Raw genomic sequence first — 23994 nt, 5'->3', positions numbered from 1 at the left:
CGCATGTCAACAGCGCACCTGCACAGGAAGGACGCACTCCCCATGGCGACCGAGCACCACACACCCTCGTACGGATCCGGGCCTGACGGGACCGGTGGGTCCGGCAGCGAGGACTGGGAGGACGAGTTCGGCTTTGACGACCGGCATTTCGTCGTGGAGGACCTGATCGACGAACCCGACCTCGAACTGCCGCCCGCCGTGACCAGCGCGCCGCCCGCCCAGCCTCCGGACCCCGGCGCGCAGGGGCAGCCTCGTGCCCAGTAGCGTCATCGCCGCGGTGATCCTCCTCGCCGCGATGACGCCGGGCTTCGCGTTCCACCAGGCACTGCGCCGCTACCGTCCACAGGACACCCGGTCGTCGACCATCGAGGTCGTCCAGCTGTTCAGCGTAGGTGCGTTGGCGACCACCGCCGGACTGCTGCTGACGCTGCTGGCCGGGGAACTGGTCACCTTCCTGGTGCCGGTCGACGCCCTGCACGGGGCGCCGGCCGACTTCCGGGACCGCCCCTGGTCGTGGATCGGTGCCGCGCTGGTGACCATGGCGCTGAGCATGGTGCTCAGTACGCTGGCCGGGGTGTACGCGGGACGGACGTCGTCCAAGCGCACGGGCGCGGGGCTGCGGGACGGCACGGTGGCCGTGTACGCCCTCACGGACCGGGCGGGAGCGGACCGGCGGAAGCCCTTCGTTGCCGTCGAACTGTCCGACGGGCGCCTGGTGGAAGGATATGTGCGCTACGTTTCGACCGACCCCGACCCGGCCCGGCGCGATCTCGTGCTCCAGCAGCCGATCGCCTGGACCGGGCCGGATGACGTGCCCCGCACCCGCTCGAAGGCGGTGTGCGTCTTCGTGCCGGGTGCGCTCGTGCGCGTGGTGCACATCAGCTACCCACCACAGCCGGTGACTCAGCCGGCGCCCGGCACCGCGATCGTGCCCCCACCGGCGGGAGGGGCAGCATCCCCGCCGGGCGGAGGGGCGGCGCCCCCGCCGGGCAACAGCGCGGCGCCCGCTTCGGGAGGCACGACGTAGAGAGTCCGCCTCGCCGCATCAGCTCCGGGCCGCCGCCCACGGCGGATGTTCGTCATGAGCCGACGAGCCCGCGCTCGCGAAGCCAGGTCCGGATGTCGGTATCGGCGTCGGCGACTTCTTCGCCGCGCACTGCCAGGCCCGGGGCGATCGTCGCGCCGAGGCAGGAGCGCGCGTAGTCGCGTGCGGTCGTGCCGAGGCCGCTCATGGCGTGCGTGGTGAACGGGGCGACGGTCCTGCCGCGGAAGTCGAGCTGTTCGCAGAACGTGGTCATGATCATGGGTGCCCGGACGTTCCAGATGGGGCTGCCGAGGAGAACGGTGTCGTAGCCGTCGAGGGAGGGCAACCGGCCCTTGATGGCCGGGCGCGCGTCATCGTCCTGTTCGCGCACGTTGCGGCGGACGGTCTCGTCGTAGTCCCACGGGTATGGGTCGGCAGCCTCGATACGGTGTACGTCGCACGGTATGAGACTGCTGATCATGCGCGCCAGGACCTCGGTATTGCCGACCTTCAGGATGGTGCGTCCACCGTGGTAGTAGTTCTCGCCCGGACGCGAGAAGTAGGCCAGCAACACCTTCCCCCTGCCCGGGGTCGTCGTGGAGGGCCTCGGGGACGCCGTCTGACGCCGGCTCCCCTGCCCCGCAGGCGAGGAGCAGCCGGTGAGTTGGGCTCCGGTCACAGCGCCGAGACCGGTCATCAAGGTGGCCCGCAGGAAGGCGCGTCGTCGTGGGGTGGCGGTCATGCGTCGAGGCGGCGCTTGGCGAGCCAGGTGACGACCTCCGGATCGCGGTGGTCGAAGAACAGTGAGCTGCCGGTGTCCAGGGTGGAGATCCGTGTCATCTGCTCATCCGTGAGCTGGAAGCGGCGCCGGCATCCGCCGCACCCCCGGGCTGCGCCGCGAGGAGCTGGCCACCCTCGCCGGCATCAGCATCGACTACTACGTGCGCCTGGAACGCGGCAAGGAGACCCGCCCCAGCCCCTCCGTCCTCGACGCGCTGGCCCGCGCCCTGCGCATGGACGACCAGGAGCATCAGCACCTGCGCGAGCTCGCCGCCCGAGCCGCCCGCTACGCCCCGGAGCCGCCTCCCGCCCCGAGCCGCACGGTGCGCCCCCACCTCAAGCTGCTGCTGGAGTCACTGCGCCCGAACCCGGCCTACGTCATCAGCCGCAGCATGGACATGCTGGCCTGGAACCCCGGCGGCCTCGCTCTCTACGCCGGGCTGGACGACTGGCCCGCCAAGCACCGCAACCTCGCCCGCTACCTCTTCCTCCACCCCGCGGCCCGGGACCTGTTCACCGACTGGGACCGACAGATCACCGCATGCGTCGCACGCCTGCGCGCCACAGCCGGCACCGCGTCCGACGCCCCGGACCTGACCAACCTCGTCGGCGAACTCCTCCTCAAGAGCGCGGACTTCGCGGGCCTGTGGGAACGCTACGAAGTGACCGGGCGCAAGCCCGCACAGAAGACCTTCCGACACCCGCTGGTCGGCCCGGTCACCCTCACCTCGCAGTCACCGCACGTCGAAGGCACCCCCGGCCAGCGCATCGGCGTGTACACCGCCGACCCCGGCAGCCCCGACCACGACGCTCTCCTCCTTCTCGACATGACCGCACCGCAACCGGCGCAACACCCGTCGCCCTCGCCCAAGAGCACCGGTCAGCAGCTGTAAGCCGGTGCTCCCTTGTGAGACCGGTAGGGCCGGCGTTGTCACACCCACGCGGGGCACGTCATCCGCCTGCGGCGTCCTCGGCCTCCCAGCGCAACAGGTCGCCCGGCTGGCACGCGAGTACGTCGCAGAGTGCGGCGAGCGTCGCGAAACGCACCGCCTTGGCGCGACCGTTCTTGAGTACCGCCAGATTGGCGGGCGTGATCCCTACGCGGTCCGCGAGGTCCCCCACGGACATCTTCCGCTTGGCCAGCATCACGTCGATGTCGACGACGATCGGCATCAGATCACCTCGTCCAACTCGGCCTGCATCTGCGCCGCTTCGACATCGCGCGCGACGGCCTGGGCGAGCAGCATCCGCAGCACGAGCACGATGAGCGCGACCCCCAGGATGGCCAGGCCGATCCCGCCCATGATGACGGTGACGCCGGGGTCGTCCCGCTGACCCGGCGCATTGATGCCCGTGACCGCGAACCACAGGAGGGCAGCCGCCACGATCGCGCCGATCACGGCGTCCACGTACCGGAAGGCGGCATGGGAGAACACTGTTCCGCGTCGCACCATCGTCACCAGCCGCCATACGCCGACCACAGCGACCTGGGCCGACACCATGCCCAGGATCGTGATCACGCGCAGCGGGGTCAGGGGGAGCGACCCGTCCTCCGGGTCGTTCCCACTGACCAACGTCCACACCATCAACGCCTGCACGAACACGGTGCCGACGAGCACCACCACGAGCACGGCGCGAAGCGCACGCACTGCCAGCTTTCCCATGGGGCCGTCCATCCTTCCATCGAGTTGCGATGGGAATCTATCGAGTTTCGATAGATTAAGCAAGAGCTGAGCCAGCGGATACGGCGCTGGATCAGCCATGCCGTCGGCCATGCCGACGGACCCTGGTGATGAGTTGTCGCGCCCGCATCCGTCACACCTACGACGGGACACGACGAGGCGGAAGGATGACGGTGATGAGTGCGGACACGCGGCTGGAGGAGATGGGCGTGAGCGGTCTGGGCGAGGTGGACGAGCCGGCGTTCTCGGGGCTGGCGGAGCGGCACCGGCGGGAGCTGCATGTGCACTGCTACCGGATGCTCGGGTCGTTCGAGGACGCGGAGGACACCGTGCAGGAGACGTTCCTCCGTGCCTGGCGGCGGCGGGAGACCTTCGAGGGGCGGTCGACGTTCCGGGCCTGGCTGTACCGGATCGCCACCAATGCCTGCCTGGACCTGCTGGCCAAGCGCCGCCCGGAGCCCGCGACCGGCGGCGAGGTGCTGTGGCTGCAGCCCTACCCGGACCGGCTGCTCGACGAGCTGCCCGCGGGCGAAGCGGACGAGCCGGAAACCATCGCCGTCGCGCGGGAGACGATCGAGCTGGCGTACCTGGTGGCAGTCCAGCACCTCGCGCCGCGCCCGCGGGCCGTGCTGATTCTGCGGGACGTGCTCGGCTGGCCGGCGAAGGACGTCGCGGAGGCCCTCGGGGACTCCGTCAACTCCGTGAACAGCGCGCTGCAGCGGGCCCGCGCCGGCATGCGGGAGCACCTGCCCGCCGAGCGGCAGGACTGGACCGGCGGCGAGGAGGACAGCGGGACGCGCGAGTTGGTGCGCCGTTACACCGACGCCAGCCTGGCCACGGATGTCAGCGGGCTCGCCGCCATGCTGCGGGACGACGTCCGCTGCTCGATGCCGCCCACGCCGGGCCTGTACGTCGGCCGCGACGCGGTGGTGCACGACTGGATCGAGAGCGGCTTCGAGGGCATGAAGGGCCTGCGCGCCGTCCACACCTCGGTGAACCGGCAGCCCGCCGTCGCCTTCTACCTCTGGCAGAAGCAGGAGGGTACGTACCTGCCGCTGACGATCGACGTCCTGCGCGTCACCGGCGGGGCGATCACCGAGATCATCACCTTCCACGACGACCAGTTCCCCCGGCTCGGACTGCCGGAGCGCCTGCCGGCGGACGGCACGGAGTAGTCCCGGTGTGGACGCTGGCGCTGCGCAGCGGCGGGCGCGACGCAAGGGCATACGCGAGCGCACGCCGAACTCCTCGTCGCCGCCTGCGAGATGGCCGCCTGTCTCGGCGCCGGCCATCTCGCTTCTGGCTCACGACCTGATCAGCCAGTGCGCAGCAACGCGACCATGCCTTACTCGGAAGCCAGGGGGCCAGGGTGGGGCGGCCAAGACGCCGCCCCGCCCGTTTGTTCTTCCCCAACGCACCCCGACGGTCGCGCTCCTCGTCGACCGCACCGCCTGCGCAGTGTCGACCGCACCGCCTGCGCAGTCGGATACCTGGGCCCACCACGACAGCGCGCTCCACCCAGCGTTAGAGTGCCGTGGCGCCACACCCAGTTGCAGGCAAGAGGAAGGCAGCGCGTTCCGTGAACCACACCCACGAGTTTACCGGTTCCGTCGGCGAGCGCCGCCTGCAGAATGTTCTCGGCACGGCCGACCAGGCCGCCACCTTCTACGACCGTCAGGTGCAGGCCCGTCTGACACCACAGATGGCTGACTTCATAGGTCGCCAGACCATGGCGTTCCTGTCCACGTCGGACGCCGGCGGAGCCTGCGACGTCACCTTCCGTGCCGGTCCCCCGGGTTTCGTCACCGTGCTGGACGACGGCACTCTCACCTACCCCGAGTACCGTGGGAACGGTGTCCTCGCCAGTGCGGGGAACATCACCGAGAACCCGCATGTCGGCCTGCTCTTCGTCGACTTCGCACACGACCACATCGGCCTGCACGTCAACGGCGGAGCTCGGCTCCACCGGGACGACGAGCAGCGGCGGGCCTACCCCCAGCTTCCTGTGGACACCGCTCCTGGACGCAGGCCCGAATTCTGGGTGCACATCACGGTCGAGGAGGCGTATGTGCACTGCTCCAAGCACATCCCCCATCTCGTGCCGGCGCCCCGTCCACGCCCGGGGGCCCAGCGGCCGAAGGACGCCGATTACTTCGTCCTCGGCGCCGAGCACCAGGCCCCGCCGCATGAGGGCGAGCAGACTGCGAGAACTCGCACCGGATCTCTGCCGGGCAGGGGCTGACCGGTGGCGGATCCGGTACGCGCGTAGGGCGGTCGGGGCCACCGGGCCCGCTGCGGGGGTTCGGCGTTGAACCGGGCAAGGGGTCGCTGCCAGGTCGGTGTCACACTTCCGGGACGGCGACACCGGTCCGCGACTTGTCGGCCTCCGGCTCCTGCGGCGGGTCGGCGAGCTGCTCCCGCAGGTAGTTCCAGATCACCGCGATCAGTGCAGTGAGGGGCACGGCAAGAAGGCTGCCCACGATGCCGGCCAGACTGCCACCCAACGTCACCGCCAGCAGAATCACCGCGCCGTGCAGGCCGAGACCACGGCTCTGGATCATGGGCTGGAACACGTTGCCCTCAAGTTGCTGCACCACGAGGATGATCGCCAGCACGATCAGGGCGTCCGTAAGACCGTTCGACACCAGCGCGATGAGACACGCGACGAAACCGGCGAACACCGCGCCCACGATGGGCACGAACGCCGAGACGAAGGTCAGCACCGTCAGCGGCAGCACCAGCGGTACGTCCAGAATCCACAGGCCGAGGCCGATGAAGGCGGCGTCGAGCAGGCCGACGAGTGCCTGAGACCGCATGAACGCGCCCAAGGTGTCCCAGGCTCGCTCGGCCAGGACCGGAACGTCCTTGGCGAGTCGTCCGGGCAACTGGCGGGCGAGCCAGGGCAGGAATCGCGGGCCGTCCTTGAGGAAGAAGAACATCAGGAAGACCGCCAGGATGGCCGTGACCAAGCCGCTCAGCGTGGTGGCCACTCCCGTTGCGACGGTGTTGACCAAGCTGCCGACGCTGCCTTGGACCCGGGCCGCCGCGGTGTCCAGGGCAGTCGTGATCTGGTCGTCGCCGATGTTCAGCGGTGGCCCCGCGGCCCACTCGCGCATCTTCTTGATGCCCTCGACCACACCGTCGCTCAACTCGCCCGACTGAGACGCCACCGGAACCGCGATCAGCGCCACGATGCCGAGGATGGCCAGGAGGAAGAGCAGGGTCACCAGCAACGCGGCCAGCGCCGGGGGCCACCCACGCCGCCGCAGCGCACGAGTCATCGGCCAGGTCAGTGTGGTGAGGAACAGCGCAATGATCACCGGCCACACGACCGACCACATGCGGGCGAGACCCCACAGGGCCACCGCGACCGTCGCGAACACCAACAGCAACTCGACCGATACGCGCGCGGAGGTGGCAAGCGCGGCGCGGGTTCTCCCGGAACTCAACATGTCAGGCATGCGGTCACACTATTGGCACTCCCGTCACTGGCATCGCCTCTGTCCCGTGGGCTACGTTGTGGGCGATGACTACCGGGACGGCATCGCGCCACACACGGATTGGTGACCCGGCGCTCCCCTGAGCGCCGTACGGGCCGGTGCCGGCCCGCTGTTGGATCGGGGATCCGGCGCTGCTGCGCGGGCTCCGCCTCCTGTCGTGTTGAACCCCATTCGACACGTCGACCACGACAGGAGAACTCATGCTCACCAAGATGTTGCACATTCCCACCGCGGACGGCCGGGCCGACGCTTTCGCCGCCTGCCCCGACCGTGGCGAGCAGCACCCAGGGGTGCTGATGTACGCGGACGGCTTCGGCATCCGGCCCGTGGTGCGGGAGATGGCCTGCGCACTGGCCGGGCACGGGTACTACGTGCTGGTCCCCAACTTCTTCTACCGGAACGGGCCGGCGCCGGTGATCGAGCTTCCCGAGTTCATCGGAGAAGAGGCCCGGCCCGCGGTCTTCGCCCAGCTGATGCCTCTGATCGAGGCGCACACCGCCGAACGTGTCCTGAGCGACGCGGATGCCTGTCTCAGGTTCCTCACCGCCCAGCCCGAGGTGGCTGCCGGACCGGTCGCGGTGACCGGCTACTGCATAGGCGGCCTCCTGGCGATGCGCACCGCCGCTGCCCACCCTGACCAGGTGGCCGCCGTCGCCGGATTCCACGGCCCCGTGGGTGCCGACGGGCCCGACAGCCTGCGTCGTCTCCTCTCGACGCTCACCGCCAAGGTCCACCTCGGCCACGCCGAGACCGACTTGACTCCCGAGGCGCTCGGCGAGCTCAACCGGGCCCTGGACGCCGCGGGCATCGACTACACCTCCGAGATCTACCCCGGCACCGTCCACGGCTTCACCATGTCCGACACCGACGCCTTCAACCCCGGTGCGCTGCAGCGCCATTGGGACCGGCTGCTGCCCCTCCTCGATCGGACCCTCACCGCCCGGGGAGCCACTGCCATGGACTGATGGGAAAAGCACTCAGGGCGTGAGATACGCCTGCACCGCCGGCGCGTACCGGTCGACCAAGGCGTCGACCGTGCTCGCTCGCATCTCGGTGCCGCGGGCGATGCCGTACATCACGCCCAGACCCAGCAGGGTGGCCACGGCCAGTTCGGCGCGCAGGCCCGCGTCGGGGCCGGTGAGGCGGGCGGTGATGCGGTCGGTGACCTGGGTGCGGAAGTTGGCGCGCAGGATGTCGCCCTGCTCGCCGTGCAGGGGCGCGAACACGATCCGCAGCAGCGGGTCGGCGCCCTGCTCGGACTGGCTGACCAGCACGTGCCGGACCATGTGCGGGCCGAGTTCCGGGAGTGGTGCGGCCAGCAGAGCGTCGGCGTCGGCCTCGAAGGACATGACTTGGGCGAACAGCGTGTCCTTGTTGCCGAAGTACTTCAGGATCAGCGGCGGGCTCACCCCGGCGCGGTCGGCGACAGCCTTGAGCGTGATGTCGGCGTGGGCGTGCCGGGCCAGCAGAAAGCGGGCCGCCCGGAGGATGGCCGCCCTGGTCGACTCGGCGTCCCTGCGGGCCGGTCCGGGCGTGACGGGTGGAGTGCTCACGGCAGTCATGCTCCCTCCATCGCCCCGTCGCGCGCGCCCCGGGGGCTGTCGCCGGACTGCTCCGGCCCTTCCGTGACCGCCTGTGCGGGGTCGCCGGGGATGCACAGCGCCGCGGCCGCGGCTCCGAGGGCGACCACGCCCGCTATCGCGAACGCCACCTGGTAGCCGTGCAGGGTGGGCACCGGCGCTCCACCGACCGAACCGGTGTGGTGCACGAGGACGGCGGCCACGGCCGCGCTGGAGCCGGCCTGGCCGATCGTCCGCATCAGGACGTTGACGCCGTTGGCGGATGCGGTCTGCTCGGCAGGCACGGCTCGCAGGATGAGCGTGGGCAGGGCCGAGTAGGCGAGGGTGGTCCCGGTGGCGACGATCGTGGCTCCCGTGATGATCATCCACAGGTCGCGGCTGTCGGCGATACGGACCGCGTAGCCGACGGCGATCACCGCGGCCCCGAGCGCGAGCGTGACACGCGGCCCGCGTGCGGCGGAGATCCGGGCGGAGACGGGCGACAGCAGGAGCATGACGACACCGCTGGGCAGCAGACACAGGCCGGTGGCGACGATGGACAGACCCAGTCCGTACCCGGTGGCCGTGGGGGCCTGCACCAGCTGGGCGGTGACGAGGGTGTTGGCGTAGAACGCGAATCCGGCAAGCAGGGCGGCCACATGAGACAGGCCGACCCTGGGCTCGGCCACCAGCCGCAGGTCCACCAGCGGCTTCTTCGTTCGCATCTGCTGCCTGCACCACAGGGCGAGCACGACGACGGCTCCGACGAACAGGCCTACGACCCGTGCGCTGCCCCAGCCCCACTGCCCGCCCTGGGACACCCCCAGCAGCAGACACACCAGACCGCCGGCCAGGCCCAGCGTGCCGGAGAGGTCGAACCGGCCCGGCTGTCGCACCGGCGATTCCCGTACCGCCCACCAGACCAGCGTCACACCCGCCACGCCGAGGGCGCTGGTCACCCAGAACATGGTGTGCCAGTTCGCGTACTGCACGATCACGGCTGCCAGCGGCAGGCCCAGCGCGGCGCCGGTGCCGACGGTGGCGCTCATCAGCGCCACGGCCGATCCCCGGCGCTCCGGCGGCAGCTCGTCGCGCAGGATGCTGATGGACAACGGGACGACCGCGGCGGCCGCTCCTGACAGCGTCCGTGCGGCGATCAGCACTCCGATGTCGGAGGTCAGGGCGCACACGACCGAGCCCAGGGTCATCAGCCCCAGAGCCGACATCAGGACCCGCCGCTTGCCGTACATGTCGCCGGCCCGACCCAGCACCGGGGTGAGGACCGCGCCGGACAGCAGAGTGGCCGTGACCATCCACGAGACCGTGCCCGCCGAGGCGCCGGTCAGCCGGGGCAGGTCGGGCAGCAGGGGCACGACCACGGTCTGCATGACGGCCATGAGGATGCCGCCGAACGCGAGCACCGGCACGGTGAGCCGGTCTCGGAGGGTGCTCACGCAAGGCGGCTTGCGTATCGCGGCGGTCCGGTCCATTGGCACTCCAGCGGGCAGCGCCTGGCGAGGCGGCGGGTGAATGGCTATTCACCATAGCTGGTGAATAGCCATTCACCCAAGCCGGTAATCCCGCCGACTCGGGAGGGTGCTCAGTCGATACAGAACTCGTTGCCCTCGAGGTCCTGCATCGCGATGCACGACTCGTTCTCGTCGTCGGCGGGCAGTAGCTGCACGCGTACCGCGCCGAGCGGGATCAGGCGTGCGCACTCGGCCTCAAGCGCGGCGAGGCGCTCTTCACCCACCAGTCCGGTGCCGACCCGCACGTCGAGATGAACCCGATTCTTGACGACCTTCCCTTCGGGAACGCGCTGAAAGAACAGTCGCGGGCCGACACCGGAGGGATCAATGCAGGCGGCCCATGCACCCCGATCCTCAGGAGCCAGCGAGTGGTTGTAATCGTCCCAAGTGGCGAACTCCTCCGGCGGCTTCGGCAGGACGTACCCCAGTACCTCGCACCAAAAGCGAGCGACTCGCTCGGGTTCCGCGCAGTCAAAGGTGACTTGGAACTGCTTGATCGATGACATCGGCGCACGATAGCAGGGAGATTCTCAACTCAGATCGAGAACCGCTAGTTGCGCAGCAAGGGCCGCACCCAGCCGGTGAAGCCGCCCGTTCGGAAGGGGGCTTGGAGCAGGCCGGGCCGCAGATGCTGGGCCGGGGCCGGGGCCGGGGCCGGGGCCGCCGTGATCATGCCCTGGTCGAGGGCGAGGACGAAGTCGCTGACGCGGCCGGTGGTGACGTCGACCGAGTCGCGGAGGCCGTAGCGGTCGTCGTAGGTACCGAAGGCGCGGTCGAGGCCACGGAGGTTGGCGACGGCCTCGGTGGGCGCGTGGGGAAGAGCGAGGAAGTTCCTGGTCGCCGGCCTTCGCGGCACCGCCATGACAGCGATCACCTTGGGCTCGTTGATGCCTTCTCCCTCGACGACAGGTGATCACGGTCGGATACCGACAGGATCCGCCGCCCCCGGCCTCGCCCGACGGCACCCCCGCATTCGTCCACTCGCCCGCCCCGTGGACGTCACGTGACGGCAGCTGCGCCTGGACGTCGATGGCGAACCGGCTCCCCGGTGCCATGTGGCCGACGGCGGCCCTGACATACCAGGGCTCCCCTCTGATCTGCGGCGCCACGGTCGCGACCCTTGAACGCACGCGCGCCATGGACGCGTGGAATCCCCTACGACGTGCACGGCCCACCCGCATGGTGAACGCGGAGCTCCGACGACTCCTGGAAGCGGACCGGTCGTTTCGGGTCGGGACAGCTCCCCGGATCCGACCGCGGTACCGCTCACCGAGCAGCGCCAGTCGAGCGTGGTGGACGTCGACGGAATGATTTGGCCTCCTCCACCGCGACGATCGAGCTGCGCCCCGTACTGCGGCACGACGACACCGTGATCGCGGTCGGCAAGGAGGAGACCTACAGGGACAGCCGTACCACGAGGGGGTACCAGGACTCGGGTCCCCAAGCCCTGGCCTCGCAGTGCGACGGCTTCAGCCGGTCACGCCGCGCTGCCTTCGTGGCGTCCCGTCCTCACCCGAGTACGGGCGGGCCTGATCCGGTAGGTGGTCTTGGCCGGATCGGAGACGGGCTCGCCCAGTTCGATGCGTCCGCCGGAGCGCAGCTTTTCGCACACATCGGTGGGCAGGGCGACGTAGCAGCCGCCTCTACCTGCGGCGGCGTCGACCGGGCGCCAGTAGCCGTAGCGCGTTCGTCCGCCCTCGTGGACGGTCACGAAGACGGGTGTGCGGGAGTCGGCCACGATGCGCAGCACCTCGGATGCGAGGGGGTCGAGCGCCACCGCGGATCTGGGCGGGTGCAGTTGGAGGGGTGCGCTCAGGCAGGCCAGGTCCGTTCGGGCCGCCCGCCCGGCACGGTCGCGGTCGCGTTCGCCGCGGCGCCCAGGATGAACCGTGTTGGCCGCGGAGTCGGCGTCCGCGACGGAATACGAGGCGCGGGAGGTCGCGAGGGGCATCTGTACGGCCTTTCCAGGGTGGAGGACGGACAGCGCGCGCCTCGTTCCGGACCCAATGTCGATCTTGCTGGACCGCATTGTTGCGCCTGCCACTGACAATGCGCCCCAATGGCTCGCGCGGCACTCGTGCGGACCGCTCGACGCACCGAAGGCGCCGACACGACCCGCGCCCTTCAGCGAACTGCCGTCGGCGCGCCGCCCGGTCGCCGAGAGAAGCACACCGGGCGCTTCAGTAGCGCCGCCCCCTCAGTTTGCCGAGCAGCCGCTGGGCCTGGGCCCGGCGCCGCGGGTCGCGAGAGGCCCGGCGTACCTCCTCCACGGCACGTCGCCCCTGCGGACTCCTGCTGAACTGCTTGATCTTGTCCAACATGCCTGGCACGGCTGTCCTCCTGAGACGGTCGACTACAACGCCCTTGCAACAGGGCCTACGTACGAACGCGGTTACCCCGGCCGCGTGGTCTCACCCCTGCCGCCGAGCGATGAGCTCGGATCCTCTGCATGGGCCGACGCCGTCTGCCGGTTCGAGGTGGCACGGCGACGTCCGCGTGGTCAGCCGCTCACTTCTTGCGCAGTGCGGACGGCTTGTGCACCGCCGACCTGCCGGAGCGGGCGCTGCGCACCTCGTACTGCGGATCCTCGGGCGAGGCGTCCACGGTGCGGCCGGCGGCCTCGGTGCGTCGGGTGATCCTCCGCTCGACGGTGCCTTCCGTGGTGCTGCCGTGGCTGTTCCAGGTGACCTCGTCGCCCTGGGTGAGCTGCTTGCCCTTGCCCCCGCCGCTCGTCCCCTTCGCCTTCTTCGCCTTCTTCGCCATGGTGTTCCCTCGCTTCCTCGGTGCCGGTCGTGACGTCACGGATCGCGCCGGAACGCCGCCTGGTCGGCCAGGCCACCAGCGCCGAGTGGCCCGGTGTACTCGACGGGCTGCGCGGCCTCCATACGGGGTAGCCGGCGGCGCGACACGCGCAGCACGACGGGTGGCAGCGCCGCTCGCACCGGCTGGGTCAGACGCAGCCATGGAGGGGCGTACACGGCCGTACGGCGGCGTTCCAGGCCCCTCACCAGGCGCGCGGCGACCGTCTCCACGTCGTGTACCCGGCTAACCGGCGGGGGCATGTGGGCGCGCAGTTCACGCAGGGCGGCGTACTGGTCGGCGTCGCGGATCATGTCGGTGTCCGTCCAGTTGAGATACGCGATGCCCACAGCGACCCCTCGGTGCGCCACCTCCGTCTGCAGGGCGTGCGCAAGGGCCTCCGCCCCCGCCTTGGAGGCGCAGTAGGAGCTCATCAGAGGGACGGCGCCGATCGACGCCAGCGAGGCGATCTGGAGGAAGTACCCCGCTGTGTCGAAGAGGTCCGGCAGGAACGCGCGGGCGGTGTGGGCGCTGCCGGTGAGGTTGACGTCGATGACACGCCGCCAGGCCGCCGGGTCCGAGGCGAGGAACGGACCGCCCTCGGAGATACCCGCGTTCGCCACCACGGCGGAGGGGCGCCCCAGTCGGGCCCGCACCGTGTGGGCCGCGGCAACCAGGGCGACGAGGTCGGTGACGTCGACCTCGACGGCCAGCGCGGGGCCCGGCAGGGACTCCGCCACCGTCTCAAGGGCGGCCTTCTCGTGGCCGAGCAGCGCCACTCGGGCGCCGCGCCGGGAGATCTCGCGGCACAGCGCCGCGCCCAGACCGCGGGCGGCGCCCGTGACGGCGACCGTACGGCCGGCGAGCGGGCTGCTCCTGCTGCGCACGGGCTACCCCTTTCTACCGACTCGGGTGGCGGCCTTGTCGGGCCTCTTCCTGACGGGGTGGATTTCGGATGCGGTCAGTTCTGCTGTGTGCCGGCGGATGTGCGGGGCCGGACACGGGCGGCCCTGCTTCCGGTCCGCCACGTTCAGCGCCTGTCCTCGGCCGGGCTCACCCCGGGCTGCGGCGTGCACGGCGCACCGCGCTCGCCCGCGCCCCGAGTGCCCGCGCGTCAGGCGTCCAACCAGCCCCGCTGATCCCGATCGTGCAGAGGTCGCCCGCACCACTTCTCCCCCGGGCCTTGACCGGCTGGGCGGGTAGGTGCAACCTCGTTAATGCGCATTAGGTAATACGCATTAATAGGCAGCCACCGTGGAACCCAGGAAACGCCCCGGACGTACCCCCGCTCCGGCCGGACGTACGTCACGACCCCGGCAGGCCGAGGTGGCTCGGCTCGCAGGGGTCTCGCAGGCGACCGTGTCCCTGGTGCTCTCGCCGAAGCCGGACGGGAAGGGACGCCTCATCTCCGAGGAGACCCGCCAACGGGTCCTGGAAGCGGCCCGCAGTCTCGGCTACGTGCCCGATCCGGCCGCCCGGCGGCTGGCCGCCGCGCGCAACAACCTCCTCGGCGTCTTCAGCTTCACCGCCACGTTCCCCACCGATGTGCAGCACTCGTACTACCCCTTCCTGGTCGGCGTGGAGCGCGAGGCGGCGGCACTCGGTTACGACCTGGTGCTGTTCACCGGGTCGAGCACGGGTGGCGCGGGGGCCACGGGTCCCGAAGCTCTGAGCCGGGTCCGGCTCGCGGACGGCTGTCTGTTCGTCGGTCGGCATACACCCCGGGCGGAGCTCAAGCGGCTGGTCGAGGACGGTTTCCCGGTCGTACATCTGGGCCGCCGCGATGAGTTGGAGGGCGTGGCCTGGGTGGGCGCGGACTATGTCCGAGCCACCCGTGACGTCGTGGGCCATCTGGCCGAGTTGGGGCATCGACGGATCGTCCTCGTCCGCGAGGACGACGACGCGCCCGCTTCGACGGACCGTCAGCGCGGCTTCCTGGAGGGGCTGGAGGCGGCAGGCCTGCCCGCCGGGCCCGCGTCCGTCTTCCGGTCCGCTGATCCGCAGCGGGAGCTCACGCCAGAACGGCTGCGTGCCTGGGCCGACGAGGGCGTGACGGCCTTCGTCGCGGAGGAGACCGACACCGGGGCCGCCTGGCGAGGCCTGCTCTCCGCCGTGCGTGAGGCGGACCTCGACTGCCCGGCCGAGGCGTCCCTCGCCCTGCTGGGCAGCCCGCCCTCCGATCTGGCGAGCGAGCCCGTACCGACCGGATTCGACATTCCCCGGCCGCAGTTGGGCGCCGCGGCCGTACGTCTGCTGGCCGCGCTCGTCGCGGGCGAGGAGGCGCGCGAGCCGCTCGTCGGCTGTGCCTTCCGCCCCGGTCCGACGACCGGACCGCCGCCTGCCCGGCCCTGAGCACCGGCCCCAGCCCTCTGTGAACCTGAACCGGCAGCAAGGAGAAGCGTGATATCCGAAGCAGACATCCTCGTCGTGGGCGGCGGCCTCGGTGGCGTGGCCGCCGCACTCGCCGCCTGCCGGGCGGGACGCAGCGTCGTGCTGACCGAGGAGACGGACTGGATCGGCGGCCAGCTCACCAGCCAGGCCGTACCGCCCGACGAGCACCCGTGGGTGGAGCAGTTCGGCACGACCGCCACGTACCGGCGGCTGCGCGAGGAGATCCGGCGGTACTACCGCCACTGGTACCCGCTGCGGGCCGAGGCGCTGGCGCTCACCGAGCTCAACCCGGGAGCGGGCCGCGTCAGCAAGCTCTGCCACGAACCCGGGGTCGCCCTCGCCGTCCTGGAGGGCATGCTCGCGCCCCACCGTGCGGCCGGCCGGCTGACCGTACTCACCGAGCACCGGCCGGTCTGTGCCGAGGCCGACGCCGACAACGATGTCGTACGGGCGGTGACCCTGCAAAATCTGCGTGACGGGACGCGTCGCACCCTCACCGCGCGCTACGTCCTGGACGCCACCGAGACCGGCGAACTCCTCCACCTCGCGGGCGTCGAGCACGCGAACGGGGCCGAGGCGCGCGCCGAGTTCGACGAGCCGCACGCCCCTGACGAGGCCCAGCCCGACAACCAGCAGGGCATCACGGTCTGCTTCGCGCTCTCCCACCACGAGGGCGAGGACCACACGATCGACCAATGTCGGCGGTCCGCACCTCCTGCACCGGAACAACAGCACCTACGTCGTCTACAACAAGGACAAGGCGAGCGGCGGCGACATCATGATGACCGAAGTCGGCAACGACTTCAGCAAGCGCACCCACCTCGGCGTCTTCTACAACTCGCGCTGCGCGGCTCCGGAGAACGGGCGCGCCGCGGCGCCTTCCTTCGGCACCGACGGCGGCGTCCCGTACATAATCTACGAGGCGGGAGAGCGGCTCGCGGGAGCCATCGCGGTGGCCCGGGGCTGAGCCGGCTGTCCAACAGTTGCTCTTTCGCTCACGCAACCTGCTTCGGTGTCTCGACGTCCAACTCCACGACAGACGGCTGTAGATCACCCTGGAGAGCACGTGGCGAAGAAGGACCGGACGACGGACGCGGCGGCGGAGAAGGACCGCGAGAAGTGGATGGCGCGTTTCCAGGTACGGCTGGCCATGCAGCCGGGCGTGGACCGGGCAGTCGTGCTCCAGGCGGTCAAGGAGGTCACGGCACACGGCGCGGAGACGGGAGAGCACCCGCGAACCGCCTTCGGCGACCCGGACGTCTACGCCGTGCAGGCCGCCGCGCGGCTGGTCCCGGCGGACCGTGCGGCGGGCGCGAGGCGGCGCAACGCCGTTGTGGACGCGCTCGACTCCGTCCGTGACGCGGCCGGCAAACTCGGCGGTCTGTGACCGGTCGCGGCGTGATCGGCTCGGGGACCCGCCCGCACGGCGCTACCCGCGCCAGGCCTTCACCTTGTCGGCGTGTGCCGCGACCCATTTCTCCGCGGCCACCCGCGGTGTCATCTTGTCGAGCGCGATGTACCTGGCGACGGTGTTCTGGTCGTCGCTGGTCCAGGTGAGGTTCTTCACCAGGTCGTAGGCCGGGCTGCCGGATTTCGCGAAGCGGGTGCTGACGATCTTGTCGAGGTCGAACACCGGGTAGTCGCAGGGGATCTTGGCGGGATCGGTGTCGCAGCCCGCCGTGTGCTTGGGCAGATCGATGTGGACCAGCGGCACCTCCGAGAACAGCCACTGTGGCTCGTGGAAGTAGCCGATCACCCACTTCTTGTTCTTCTCGGCGTCCCGGAAGGCCTGGATCAGGGCGGTCTCGCTGCCCGCGTACACCTGCATCGGCCGGTTGTCGCGGACGGTCATTCGGGAGAATGACCGGCGGACGCGGGCCGGACGCCCTGCCCATGCGCGGCTCACGTCGTACGATCTTGTCGCAACGCCCCCACTGATCGCAGGGGATGGGCCGGCGACTGCTCGTTCGGCGGGCCGGCATGGCCGCCACGCCACTGCGGGCACCGACCGAAACGTCGTACGTCCAAGGAGACACGAAGGCTGATGATCTTCATCACCGCCAAGTTCCGAGTCCGCCCCGAGCATGCCGACCGGTGGCCGGACATCACCGCCGACTTCACCGAAGCCACGCGCCGGGAGCCCGGCTGCCTCTGGTTCGACTGGTCGAGAAGTGTGGCCGACCCCACGGAGTACGTCCTGGTCGAGGCCTTCCGCGATGACGAAGCAGGCGCTGCGCACGTGCAGTCGGCGCACTTCAGGGCCGCGCAGCAGACGTTGCCGCCCCATTTGCTCGAGACACCCCGCATCGTGAACGCGAGCATTCCGCAGGAGGACTGGTCGCTGCTGGGCGAGATGGCCGTGCCCGAGCAGGGGTAGGGCGGTTCAGCCACATTGAGCTGACGGAGGAGTTCGCCGCCCGGCCCACAGCACCGACGAGGGCGGCGGTACCGGCTCAACCGAGCAGTTGCGCGCTGCTGACCGGTTCGCGCCGCTGTTGTCCATTGATGCGGTGCCGCTCGATGGACGAGCGCCGATACACCTCCTGCCGCACCCGCTGGATCTCGCCGATGGGCCGGTGCTCCTCCCGGGAGCGCCACGGCGTGATCGACGTGGCGTCGGCGGCCGCCACGTTGTCCTCCCCGCCGATGTCCTGACGCGGGAGGTCCACACGGGCGACGGCCACCCAGGGGGACGACTCTTCAGGCCACTTCACGGAGGTGTTGTCCACCGGCATGCGAGCCACATCGGTGTTGAGCTGCACCTGGAGCTCGAAGGAATGGCCGCGCTCCGCGGTCTCGGCAACCAGCGTGCGGCGGAACGCCTCGTTGTCCGCGCGCACGTCCACGATCTGGTGCGTGAGGGCGGCCTGGGACTCGGGCGTCGGCACGGTGCGGATCTTGGCGATGTGGTCGCCGTACCGGAAGGCACCCATGCTGTTGTAGGTGTACGACAGCAGGTTCCTGCGCGGGACGGTGGTGAACGAGAGCATGGCGAACAGTTCGTCCCACAGCCAGCCGGCGGGATCCGTGAGCGTGCCCCGGCGCGTCAGGAAATCCGCCATCCAGGTCTTGCGGCGGGCGGGGTTCGCCAGGCCTTCGGGCAGCTCCGCGAACAGCTCCTCGATGACCATGTAGTCGTACGCGGTGTTCGCGAAGAAGACGTCATTGTTGATCAGGTTGAGGTCGAAGGTGCCGGTGTCCGGTTCATCGGCCAGCAGTGACCGGCCGGGGACGCCGAACAGCTTGATGCCCATCCCGCACGCCGCGCCCAGCTGGTGGTCGGGACGCTGGTGCCCCAGGCCGTTGGAGTACCGGACGACGGCGTCGTACACGGTGGGCCGGGCGAAGATGCCCTGGGCGTGGAAGCCGCGGTTGTCACCGACCGTGACGGTGGCCTTGAGGAGGCCGTACGTCTTTCCGTGGGCGGTACGGACGGCACGGCCGACGGCCTCGCGCTCGACCGAGGCGCCGGTGCGCTGCGCCACCTGTGCGACCACTGCGTCCAACTCTGCTTGATAGCCCGGGCGTTCGGCGGGGCGGTAGTCCTCATAGCGGACGGGATCCATGGTGCTGCCTCTCTGTGACAGTGCCGCTGATCCCCAAAATGTAGCCAGCAATTAAATTGTGCACAACATAACCTGCTGTGATGAATCACACGCCGATGGCACGGAAGGACCGGCGCGCCACCGTCGAACTCGGCGGGGGCGGTTCCCAGGGGCAGGGCATCGCCCGGGGCCGCCCCCGCCGGCTCACTTCGCCAGCGGGCCGAACTCCTTACGGGTGTCCACCGGCTCACCGAACAGCTGCCAGCGCTCGCCCCCGAACCGCATCAGCTGCATCGTCTCGATCGGGAAGGCGTCTTCGGGCCCCGTGGAGAGGGTGACACCGGGCAGCAGCATGTCCACCTTGACGTCCTTGAGGTTGCGCACGGTGTCCCGCATCCCCTCCCTGGTCGGGCACTTCATCGCGTCCAGGGCCTTGTGCAGGCTGGAGGCGGCGGCCCAGCCGTAGGCGTTGAACTGGTTGGCCGGGTCGGAGCCGGGCGCGTACTCGCGCAGCGCGTCCTGGTACGTCTTCATTTCCGCGTCGTCGGCCCACTGCGGGTCGGCGGGGTCCTTGAAGTAGGTCGCGGAGACGACGCCCTGGACGTTCTTGAACCCGACAGGCTTGAGCACGGTGGCTGACGAGGACACGTTGTTCACGATGTGCAGCGGGTTCCACTTGGTGTTCTTGGCATCGGCGGCGAGTGCCTGGCTGCCGAACTTCGGCGTGGTGACGTTGAGCAGTACATCCGCCTCGGACCGCGCGAGGCTTGTCATCTGTGCGGAGACGGAGGGGTCGGTGACCTCGTAGCTCTCCTCGGCGACCACCTTGATGCCGCTGTCGGCGAGGGCCGCCTCGAACCCGCCGAGCAGATCCTTGCCGAAGTCGTCGTTCTGATAGAGGACGGCGACCTTGGCCTTCGGCTTCTCCTCCTTGAGGTATTTGGCGTACACCCGCGCCTCGGCGATGTAGTTGGGCTGCCAGCCGGTGGTCCACGGGTGGTTGCCGTCCGTACCCCAGACGGAGGCGCCGGTGGCGACGAAGGGCTGGGGCACCTTCCGCTTGTTGAGGTAGTCCCAGACGGCGGCGGTGGACGGGGTGCCCAGGGTCTGGAAGACGGCGAAGACCTTCTCCTGCTCGACGAGTCTGCGGGCTTCCTCGACGGCCTTGGGCGGCTGGTAGCCGTCGTCGCGGACGGTGAACTCCACCGTGCGGCCGTCGATGCCGCCATCGGCGTTGACGTGCTTGAAGTAGGCGCTCACGCCTTTGCTGATCGTGCCGTACGCGGAGGCGGGTCCCGACAGTGGGTAGATGCCGCCCAGCTTGATGGTCTTGTCGGTGATGCCGGTGGTCTGCTGGCCCTGGCACGCGCCGTCGGCGGCGGCGTCCTTGCCGTCCTGCCCGCGCTGGCCGGTGCAGGCGGTGGCGAGGAGCAGGGCGGCGGACGCGGCCGCGGCCGCCCGCAGAGTGGTCGTCTTGCGCATGTGATTCAGTCCCTTTCGGTGCGGGGCGGTGCGCCCACGGGTTCGGCATCGACAGGTGCGGGATCCGCCGGGGCGGTGGGCGAGGAGGGTTCGGAGTCGGCCTTCCGGTCACCGGCGACAGGGTTGGTGGTGCTGGTGAGCCGACTGGCGGCGGCGCCCCGGACACGCCCCGCCAGACCGGCCAGTCCGGTCGGCGCCACGAACATCACCGCGATGATCAGCAGGCCGAACACCACGCCGGGTGCCGCCTCGCTGATGTCCTGGGCCACGCTCGGCACGTACATCACGAAGGCCGCGCCCAGCAGTGGTCCGTACAGTGAGGCGAGCCCTCCGACCACCAGGCCGGCCAGCAGCGTGATGGACAGCACGAAGCTGAACGAGTCGGGCGAGACGAAGCCGATCACCCAGGTGTAGACGCATCCCGAGACGCCCGCGAACATCGCGCTCCACGCGAAAGCGAGGGTCTTGTGGAGCGACAGCCGTACGCCCATGACCTCCGCGGCGCTCTCGTTGTCCCGCACCGCGAGCAGGGCCCGACCGACCCGGGACCGCAGCAGGTTACGGGCGAGCAGCAGAGCCACCGCGGTGACGGCGAGGACGACGAAGTACGTCCACTGGTCCTCGGCCAGCCCGCTCCACGCGGGTGGTTCCAGCTTGTCCACGGTCAAACCCATGGAGCCGCCCGTCACCGGTTCGAGCCGCTTGAGCAGCGGTGGCAGGAACACCGCGAAGGCGAGCGTGACCAGGGCCAGGTACAGCCCCCGCAGCCGCAGGGCGGGCACGCCGAAACCGAGGCCGAGCAGGAAGCATCCGACGGCGGCGGCCGGCAGCGTGGCCACGTGGCCGGTGTCGTAGCGGTCGAGCATGACCGCTGCCGTGTAGGCCCCTGCCGCGAAGAACGCGCCGTGCCCGAGGGAGATCTGCCCGCCGAATCCGACCAGCAGGTTCAGGCCGGCCAGCGCCACGGCGTACAGCAGCACCATGGTCAGTTGGAAGACCTGGAACGGGGCGAAGTAGAACGGTGCGCCGACGGCGACGCCCGCGGCGAGCAGCACGGTGAGCGCGGCCCGCAGTCGGCGGGCGCGGTCGGTGCCCGGTGTTGCGGTGATCGTGCTCATACGCGCTCCACCGCCGCCCGTCCGAAGAGGCCCTGGGGCCGCACCAGCAGCACCGCCAGGATGATCAGCAGGGGTACGCCCACCTTCAGATCGGCACCGATCACGTCGACGTAGGCCCCGGCCAGCGTCTCTGCCACGCCCACGACCAGGCCGCCGACGACCGCACCGACCGGGCTGTCGAAGCCCCCGAGGGTGGCCGCGGCGAACGCGTAGATCAGCACGCCGCCCATCATGTTGGGTTCGAGGAACAGCAGCGGGGCGACGAGCACGCCCGACACCGCACCGACTGTCGCGGCCAGCCCCCACCCGAGCATCAGCACGCGGCCCACTCGGATGCCCGACAGCCGGGCGGAGGCGGGGTTGCACGCGACCGCCCGCATCACCAGACCGACGGAGGTGTGCTGGAACAGCAGGTAAAGCAGGCCCATCACGACGGCCACGACCGCGATGATGCCGAGGCTCGACCAGTCCAGGCGCACCCCGGCCAGGTCGATCCCGCCGTCGGGGAACGGCTGTGGGAAGTCCTTCACGGTGAACGACCAGATCAGACCGGCCATCGCGTTGACGAAGATGAACAGACCGACCGTCACGATGACCATCGTCAGCTCGGGCGCGTTCTGCACCGGGCGGATGACGATCCGTTCGACCAGCATGCCGCCGGCGAAGGACACCGCCAGGGTCACCGGCAGCGCCAGCCAGAACGACATCCCGGACGCCACGAGTTGCCACGCCACATAGGTGGAGATCATGGCGAGCTCACCCTGAGCGAAGTTGACGATCCCGGTGAACCGGTGGATCAGCACCAGGGCCAGCGCCAGGCTGGCATAGACGGCGCCGGAGCCGACTCCTTCCACCACTTGCTGGAGCAGTTCGGTCACGGCGCTCACCCGTCCTTTCCGGCGCGGACGGAGACACCGAGGTACACCTCGGCGACCTGCCCGTCCTCGCGGATCTCCCGGGACGGCCCGGACAGCACCAGGCGGCCTGCCTCCAGTACGTGTGCCCGGTGCGCCACATCCAGCGCGAGTTGGGCGTTCTGCTCGACGACGACCACAGTGGTGCGTTCCTCCTCGTTGACGGCACGGACGATCTCGAACAGCTCGCGAGTGACCAGCGGCGCAAGCCCCAGCGACGGTTCGTCCAGGAGCAGCAGTGAGGGCCGAAGCATCAGCGCCCTGCCGATGGCGAGCATCTGCTGCTCGCCGCCGCTGAGGCTGCCGGCGGCCTGGTGGGACCGCTGGCGCAGCTTGGGGAAGTAGCCGTAGATGCGCTCCATGTCGGCCGCCACGCCTGCGCGCTCGGCACGGCCCCGCTTCCATCGGCCGGTGCGCAAGTGGGCGCCGATGCGCAGGTTCTCCTCGACGGTCAGGTCGTTGAAGGTGCCCCGGCCCTCAGGTACGTGCGCAACGCCCAGCCGCGCGGTCTGCTCGGGCGAGCGACCCAGCAGCTCCGTACCGTTCAGCGTCACCGAGCCGCGTCCGCGGACCATGCCGCACAGGGCCCGCAGAGTGGTTGTCTTGCCCGCGCCATTGGGCCCGAGGACCGCGCACACCTCGCCGCGTGCGACGGAGAAGTCGAGCCCCTGGAGCACGCGGGCCTGGCCGTATCCGGCATGCAGGCCCGACACCTTCAGGAAGTCCGGTTCCGCATGCGACTGCCCGGCCTCGGTGCTGTCGGTGGTGGATTCCGTCATGCCGCCACCCCCAGGTACGCCTCGATGACCGCAGGGTCGCGCTGGATCTCCTTCGGCGAGCCCTCGGCGATCTTGCGCCCGAAGTCGAGACACACGACCTTGTCGCACAGGCCCATCACGAACCCCATGTGGTGTTCGACCACCACGAGCGTCAGGTCGAAGTCCTCGCGCACCGACCGGACCAGATCCGCGAATTGGTCGACCTCGCCGTGGCTGAGCCCGTTGACGGGTTCGTCGAGCAACAGCAGCCGGGGCCGTACGGCGAGCGCCCGGGCGAGTTCGACGCGTTTGAGCGTGCCGAACGGCAGCCCGGAGGCGGGGTGGTCGGCGACATCCGCCAGACCTAGACGCCGTAGCAAGTCGTCTGCCTGGTCACGCAGTTCCCTCTCCTCCCGCCGGACGCGGGGCAGCCGGAGCGCCGCGGCGAAGTGTCCCGTATGCCCCCGGCTGTGGGAGCCGACCATGACGTTTTCCCGGACCGTGAGCCGTGGGAACAGACCCAGATTCTGGAAGGTGCGGGCAATGCCGCGCCCGGCCACGGAGTGCGGTGGGAGGGCGAGCAGGTCCTCGTCCTCGAACCGGACCGTCCCCGCATCAGGGGTGCAGCGCCTGGTGAGGCAGTTGAACAAGGTGGTCTTGCCGGCTCCGTTCGGTCCGATGAGCCCCACGGCGGTGCCCGGCTCGACGGTGAACGCGACACCGTCCAGTGCCGTGATCCCGCCGAAGCGCACGCTGATACCGTCGACCGCGAGCATGTGTGACGCCCCTTCCGAGGTGCTGGGGGGGTGGGCGAGCGTCACAGTAGGTGGGGGCGTTCCGAGCGCACATTGGGTGCGAGCACCCAACTTCGCGGCCACCGACTTGTGCGCCACGCCCAATGCCCCCGACAACT

The 23994-nt window shown here is 70.1% G+C and carries 25 protein-coding genes and 3 pseudogenes; 9 read left to right on the top strand and 19 right to left on the bottom strand.

Going from position 1 to position 23994, the window contains the following annotated elements; translation table 11 throughout:
* The first annotated feature begins 42 nt into the window (after nucleotides 1-42).
* Both ACZ7L5_RS27825 and ACZ7L5_RS27820 read left to right on the top strand, forming a co-directional pair.
* Nucleotides 43-264 carry a hypothetical protein gene (locus tag ACZ7L5_RS27825; RefSeq protein WP_471519711.1) on the top strand — a complete coding sequence of 74 codons (222 nt, stop codon included), beginning with the start codon at nucleotides 43-45 and terminating at the stop codon, nucleotides 262-264.
* The gene (locus tag ACZ7L5_RS27820) at nucleotides 254-1027 is read left to right on the top strand and encodes a DUF6338 family protein (protein WP_471519709.1); all 774 of its coding nucleotides are present in this window, start codon (nucleotides 254-256) and stop codon (nucleotides 1025-1027) included. Before ACZ7L5_RS27825 ends, ACZ7L5_RS27820 begins: the two co-directional genes overlap by 11 nt.
* A 52-nt stretch (nucleotides 1028-1079) precedes the next feature.
* Here the strand turns inward: ACZ7L5_RS27820 and ACZ7L5_RS27815 are convergent, their stop codons facing one another.
* Nucleotides 1080-1766, bottom strand: a complete 687-nt coding sequence (locus tag ACZ7L5_RS27815; RefSeq protein WP_471519707.1) for a flavodoxin — start codon at nucleotides 1764-1766, stop codon at nucleotides 1080-1082.
* A 121-nt stretch (nucleotides 1767-1887) separates the two neighbouring features.
* On the opposite strand from ACZ7L5_RS27815, the pseudogene ACZ7L5_RS27810 reads away from it, so the two are divergent.
* Nucleotides 1888-2697 (top strand): annotated as a pseudogene (locus ACZ7L5_RS27810) (helix-turn-helix transcriptional regulator); the annotation flags it as partial.
* Nucleotides 2698-2755: 58 nt separating this feature from the next.
* On the opposite strand, the gene ACZ7L5_RS27805 reads toward ACZ7L5_RS27810, so the two are convergent.
* Both ACZ7L5_RS27805 and ACZ7L5_RS27800 read right to left on the bottom strand, forming a co-directional pair.
* Nucleotides 2756-2977, bottom strand: a complete 222-nt coding sequence (locus ACZ7L5_RS27805) for a helix-turn-helix domain-containing protein (protein WP_328883559.1) — start codon at nucleotides 2975-2977, stop codon at nucleotides 2756-2758.
* A complete protein-coding gene (locus ACZ7L5_RS27800) occupies nucleotides 2977-3468 on the bottom strand; it encodes a DUF2975 domain-containing protein (protein ID WP_471519705.1) in 492 nt (163 codons plus the stop codon). Before ACZ7L5_RS27800 ends, ACZ7L5_RS27805 begins: the two co-directional genes overlap by 1 nt.
* 194 nt (nucleotides 3469-3662) lie before the next feature.
* Between ACZ7L5_RS27800 and ACZ7L5_RS27795 the strand changes: the two genes are divergently transcribed.
* Both ACZ7L5_RS27795 and ACZ7L5_RS27790 read left to right on the top strand, forming a co-directional pair.
* On the top strand, nucleotides 3663-4661 hold the full coding sequence (locus tag ACZ7L5_RS27795; protein ID WP_471519703.1) for an RNA polymerase subunit sigma-70: 999 nt from the start codon (nucleotides 3663-3665) through the stop codon (nucleotides 4659-4661).
* 404 nt (nucleotides 4662-5065) lie between these two features.
* Nucleotides 5066-5728 (top strand): pyridoxamine 5'-phosphate oxidase family protein, encoded by a 663-nt coding sequence (locus ACZ7L5_RS27790; protein ID WP_471519701.1) that lies wholly within the window; start codon nucleotides 5066-5068, stop codon nucleotides 5726-5728.
* 100 nt (nucleotides 5729-5828) lie between these two features.
* Here ACZ7L5_RS27790 and ACZ7L5_RS27785 read toward each other — a convergent pair whose 3' ends face one another.
* Nucleotides 5829-6947, bottom strand: coding sequence for an AI-2E family transporter (locus ACZ7L5_RS27785; protein ID WP_471519699.1), 1119 nt, complete (start codon nucleotides 6945-6947; stop codon nucleotides 5829-5831).
* Between the two features lie 239 nt (nucleotides 6948-7186).
* Between ACZ7L5_RS27785 and ACZ7L5_RS27780 the strand changes: the two genes are divergently transcribed.
* The gene (locus ACZ7L5_RS27780; protein WP_471519697.1) at nucleotides 7187-7951 is read left to right on the top strand and encodes a dienelactone hydrolase family protein; all 765 of its coding nucleotides are present in this window, start codon (nucleotides 7187-7189) and stop codon (nucleotides 7949-7951) included.
* Between the two features lie 12 nt (nucleotides 7952-7963).
* Here the strand turns inward: ACZ7L5_RS27780 and ACZ7L5_RS27775 are convergent, their stop codons facing one another.
* The 8 genes and pseudogenes from ACZ7L5_RS27775 to ACZ7L5_RS27740 form a co-directional block, all read right to left on the bottom strand.
* Entirely contained in the window at nucleotides 7964-8548 is a 585-nt protein-coding gene (locus tag ACZ7L5_RS27775) for a TetR/AcrR family transcriptional regulator (RefSeq protein WP_471519695.1), read from the bottom strand.
* A complete protein-coding gene (locus ACZ7L5_RS27770; RefSeq protein ID WP_471519693.1) occupies nucleotides 8545-10035 on the bottom strand; it encodes an MFS transporter in 1491 nt (496 codons plus the stop codon). Before ACZ7L5_RS27770 ends, ACZ7L5_RS27775 begins: the two co-directional genes overlap by 4 nt.
* 110 nt (nucleotides 10036-10145) lie before the next feature.
* Nucleotides 10146-10580, bottom strand: a complete 435-nt coding sequence (locus ACZ7L5_RS27765) for a VOC family protein (RefSeq protein WP_471519691.1) — start codon at nucleotides 10578-10580, stop codon at nucleotides 10146-10148.
* Nucleotides 10581-10624: 44 nt separating this feature from the next.
* Nucleotides 10625-10906 (bottom strand): annotated as a pseudogene (locus ACZ7L5_RS27760) (glucoamylase family protein); the annotation flags it as partial.
* A 645-nt stretch (nucleotides 10907-11551) separates the two neighbouring features.
* A complete protein-coding gene (locus ACZ7L5_RS27755) occupies nucleotides 11552-12025 on the bottom strand; it encodes a hypothetical protein (RefSeq protein ID WP_471519689.1) in 474 nt (157 codons plus the stop codon).
* Nucleotides 12026-12254: 229 nt separating this feature from the next.
* Nucleotides 12255-12404, bottom strand: coding sequence for a hypothetical protein (locus tag ACZ7L5_RS27750; protein WP_471520214.1), 150 nt, complete (start codon nucleotides 12402-12404; stop codon nucleotides 12255-12257).
* A gap of 178 nt (nucleotides 12405-12582) precedes the next feature.
* Nucleotides 12583-12837 carry a hypervirulence associated TUDOR domain-containing protein gene (locus ACZ7L5_RS27745; protein WP_471519687.1) on the bottom strand — a complete coding sequence of 85 codons (255 nt, stop codon included), beginning with the start codon at nucleotides 12835-12837 and terminating at the stop codon, nucleotides 12583-12585.
* A 35-nt stretch (nucleotides 12838-12872) separates the two neighbouring features.
* Entirely contained in the window at nucleotides 12873-13760 is an 888-nt protein-coding gene (locus ACZ7L5_RS27740; RefSeq protein ID WP_471519685.1) for an SDR family oxidoreductase, read from the bottom strand.
* 367 nt (nucleotides 13761-14127) lie between these two features.
* On the opposite strand from ACZ7L5_RS27740, the gene ACZ7L5_RS27735 reads away from it, so the two are divergent.
* Nucleotides 14128-15225: a LacI family DNA-binding transcriptional regulator gene (locus ACZ7L5_RS27735; RefSeq protein WP_471519683.1), complete on the top strand. Its 1098-nt coding sequence runs from the start codon at nucleotides 14128-14130 to the stop codon at nucleotides 15223-15225.
* Between the two features lie 48 nt (nucleotides 15226-15273).
* The gene (locus ACZ7L5_RS27730) at nucleotides 15274-16623 is read left to right on the top strand and encodes an FAD-dependent oxidoreductase (protein WP_471519681.1); all 1350 of its coding nucleotides are present in this window, start codon (nucleotides 15274-15276) and stop codon (nucleotides 16621-16623) included.
* Nucleotides 16624-16693: 70 nt separating this feature from the next.
* On the opposite strand, the pseudogene ACZ7L5_RS27725 reads toward ACZ7L5_RS27730, so the two are convergent.
* A pseudogene (locus tag ACZ7L5_RS27725) lies at nucleotides 16694-17086 on the bottom strand (glycine betaine ABC transporter substrate-binding protein); the annotation flags it as partial.
* Nucleotides 17087-17308: 222 nt separating this feature from the next.
* On the opposite strand from ACZ7L5_RS27725, the gene ACZ7L5_RS27720 reads away from it, so the two are divergent.
* Nucleotides 17309-17641 carry a putative quinol monooxygenase gene (locus tag ACZ7L5_RS27720; protein ID WP_471519679.1) on the top strand — a complete coding sequence of 111 codons (333 nt, stop codon included), beginning with the start codon at nucleotides 17309-17311 and terminating at the stop codon, nucleotides 17639-17641.
* 76 nt (nucleotides 17642-17717) lie between these two features.
* On the opposite strand, the gene ACZ7L5_RS27715 is transcribed toward ACZ7L5_RS27720, so the two are convergent.
* The 6 genes from ACZ7L5_RS27715 to ACZ7L5_RS27690 all read right to left on the bottom strand — a co-directional run bounded on the left by ACZ7L5_RS27715 (nucleotide 17718) and on the right by ACZ7L5_RS27690 (nucleotide 23857).
* Nucleotides 17718-18830: a catalase family protein gene (locus tag ACZ7L5_RS27715; RefSeq protein WP_471519677.1), complete on the bottom strand. Its 1113-nt coding sequence runs from the start codon at nucleotides 18828-18830 to the stop codon at nucleotides 17718-17720.
* Between the two features lie 183 nt (nucleotides 18831-19013).
* On the bottom strand, nucleotides 19014-20291 hold the full coding sequence (locus tag ACZ7L5_RS27710; RefSeq protein ID WP_471519675.1) for an ABC transporter substrate-binding protein: 1278 nt from the start codon (nucleotides 20289-20291) through the stop codon (nucleotides 19014-19016).
* A gap of 5 nt (nucleotides 20292-20296) precedes the next feature.
* Nucleotides 20297-21409 carry a branched-chain amino acid ABC transporter permease gene (locus tag ACZ7L5_RS27705; RefSeq protein ID WP_471519673.1) on the bottom strand — a complete coding sequence of 371 codons (1113 nt, stop codon included), beginning with the start codon at nucleotides 21407-21409 and terminating at the stop codon, nucleotides 20297-20299.
* A complete protein-coding gene (locus tag ACZ7L5_RS27700; RefSeq protein WP_328883535.1) occupies nucleotides 21406-22296 on the bottom strand; it encodes a branched-chain amino acid ABC transporter permease in 891 nt (296 codons plus the stop codon). Before ACZ7L5_RS27700 ends, ACZ7L5_RS27705 begins: the two co-directional genes overlap by 4 nt.
* Nucleotides 22293-23102, bottom strand: a complete 810-nt coding sequence (locus ACZ7L5_RS27695; protein WP_471519671.1) for an ABC transporter ATP-binding protein — start codon at nucleotides 23100-23102, stop codon at nucleotides 22293-22295. The genes ACZ7L5_RS27700 and ACZ7L5_RS27695 overlap by 4 nt, the downstream gene beginning before the upstream one ends.
* A complete protein-coding gene (locus tag ACZ7L5_RS27690) occupies nucleotides 23099-23857 on the bottom strand; it encodes an ABC transporter ATP-binding protein (protein WP_467477970.1) in 759 nt (252 codons plus the stop codon). Before ACZ7L5_RS27690 ends, ACZ7L5_RS27695 begins: the two co-directional genes overlap by 4 nt.
* Nucleotides 23858-23994 lie beyond the last annotated feature (137 nt).

It is taken from the genome of Streptomyces sp. NPDC107528, assembly GCF_055639295.1.
This window is presented reverse-complemented; position numbering and strand designations above follow the sequence as displayed.

What these genes read in the sequence shown, in the direction of transcription:
- ACZ7L5_RS27755 (WP_471519689.1), bottom strand. Translation starts at nt 12,025, where the DNA reads ATGCCCCTCGCGACCTCCCGCGCCTCGTATTCCGTCGCGGACGCCGAC.
- ACZ7L5_RS27780 (WP_471519697.1), top strand. Translation starts at nt 7,187, where the DNA reads ATGCTCACCAAGATGTTGCACATTCCCACCGCGGACGGCCGGGCCGAC.
- ACZ7L5_RS27745 (WP_471519687.1), bottom strand. Translation starts at nt 12,837, where the DNA reads ATGGCGAAGAAGGCGAAGAAGGCGAAGGGGACGAGCGGCGGGGGCAAG.
- ACZ7L5_RS27825 (WP_471519711.1), top strand. Translation starts at nt 43, where the DNA reads ATGGCGACCGAGCACCACACACCCTCGTACGGATCCGGGCCTGACGGG.
- ACZ7L5_RS27785 (WP_471519699.1), bottom strand. Translation starts at nt 6,947, where the DNA reads ATGCCTGACATGTTGAGTTCCGGGAGAACCCGCGCCGCGCTTGCCACC.
- ACZ7L5_RS27800 (WP_471519705.1), bottom strand. Translation starts at nt 3,468, where the DNA reads ATGGGAAAGCTGGCAGTGCGTGCGCTTCGCGCCGTGCTCGTGGTGGTG.
- ACZ7L5_RS27775 (WP_471519695.1), bottom strand. Translation starts at nt 8,548, where the DNA reads ATGACTGCCGTGAGCACTCCACCCGTCACGCCCGGACCGGCCCGCAGG.
- ACZ7L5_RS27710 (WP_471519675.1), bottom strand. Translation starts at nt 20,291, where the DNA reads ATGCGCAAGACGACCACTCTGCGGGCGGCCGCGGCCGCGTCCGCCGCC.
- ACZ7L5_RS27695 (WP_471519671.1), bottom strand. Translation starts at nt 23,102, where the DNA reads ATGACGGAATCCACCACCGACAGCACCGAGGCCGGGCAGTCGCATGCG.
- ACZ7L5_RS27815 (WP_471519707.1), bottom strand. Translation starts at nt 1,766, where the DNA reads ATGACCGCCACCCCACGACGACGCGCCTTCCTGCGGGCCACCTTGATG.
- ACZ7L5_RS27765 (WP_471519691.1), bottom strand. Translation starts at nt 10,580, where the DNA reads ATGTCATCGATCAAGCAGTTCCAAGTCACCTTTGACTGCGCGGAACCC.
- ACZ7L5_RS27795 (WP_471519703.1), top strand. Translation starts at nt 3,663, where the DNA reads ATGAGTGCGGACACGCGGCTGGAGGAGATGGGCGTGAGCGGTCTGGGC.
- ACZ7L5_RS27690 (WP_467477970.1), bottom strand. Translation starts at nt 23,857, where the DNA reads ATGCTCGCGGTCGACGGTATCAGCGTGCGCTTCGGCGGGATCACGGCA.
- ACZ7L5_RS27705 (WP_471519673.1), bottom strand. Translation starts at nt 21,409, where the DNA reads ATGAGCACGATCACCGCAACACCGGGCACCGACCGCGCCCGCCGACTG.
- ACZ7L5_RS27715 (WP_471519677.1), bottom strand. Translation starts at nt 18,830, where the DNA reads ATGGATCCCGTCCGCTATGAGGACTACCGCCCCGCCGAACGCCCGGGC.
- ACZ7L5_RS27770 (WP_471519693.1), bottom strand. Translation starts at nt 10,035, where the DNA reads ATGGACCGGACCGCCGCGATACGCAAGCCGCCTTGCGTGAGCACCCTC.
- ACZ7L5_RS27720 (WP_471519679.1), top strand. Translation starts at nt 17,309, where the DNA reads ATGATCTTCATCACCGCCAAGTTCCGAGTCCGCCCCGAGCATGCCGAC.
- ACZ7L5_RS27805 (WP_328883559.1), bottom strand. Translation starts at nt 2,977, where the DNA reads ATGCCGATCGTCGTCGACATCGACGTGATGCTGGCCAAGCGGAAGATG.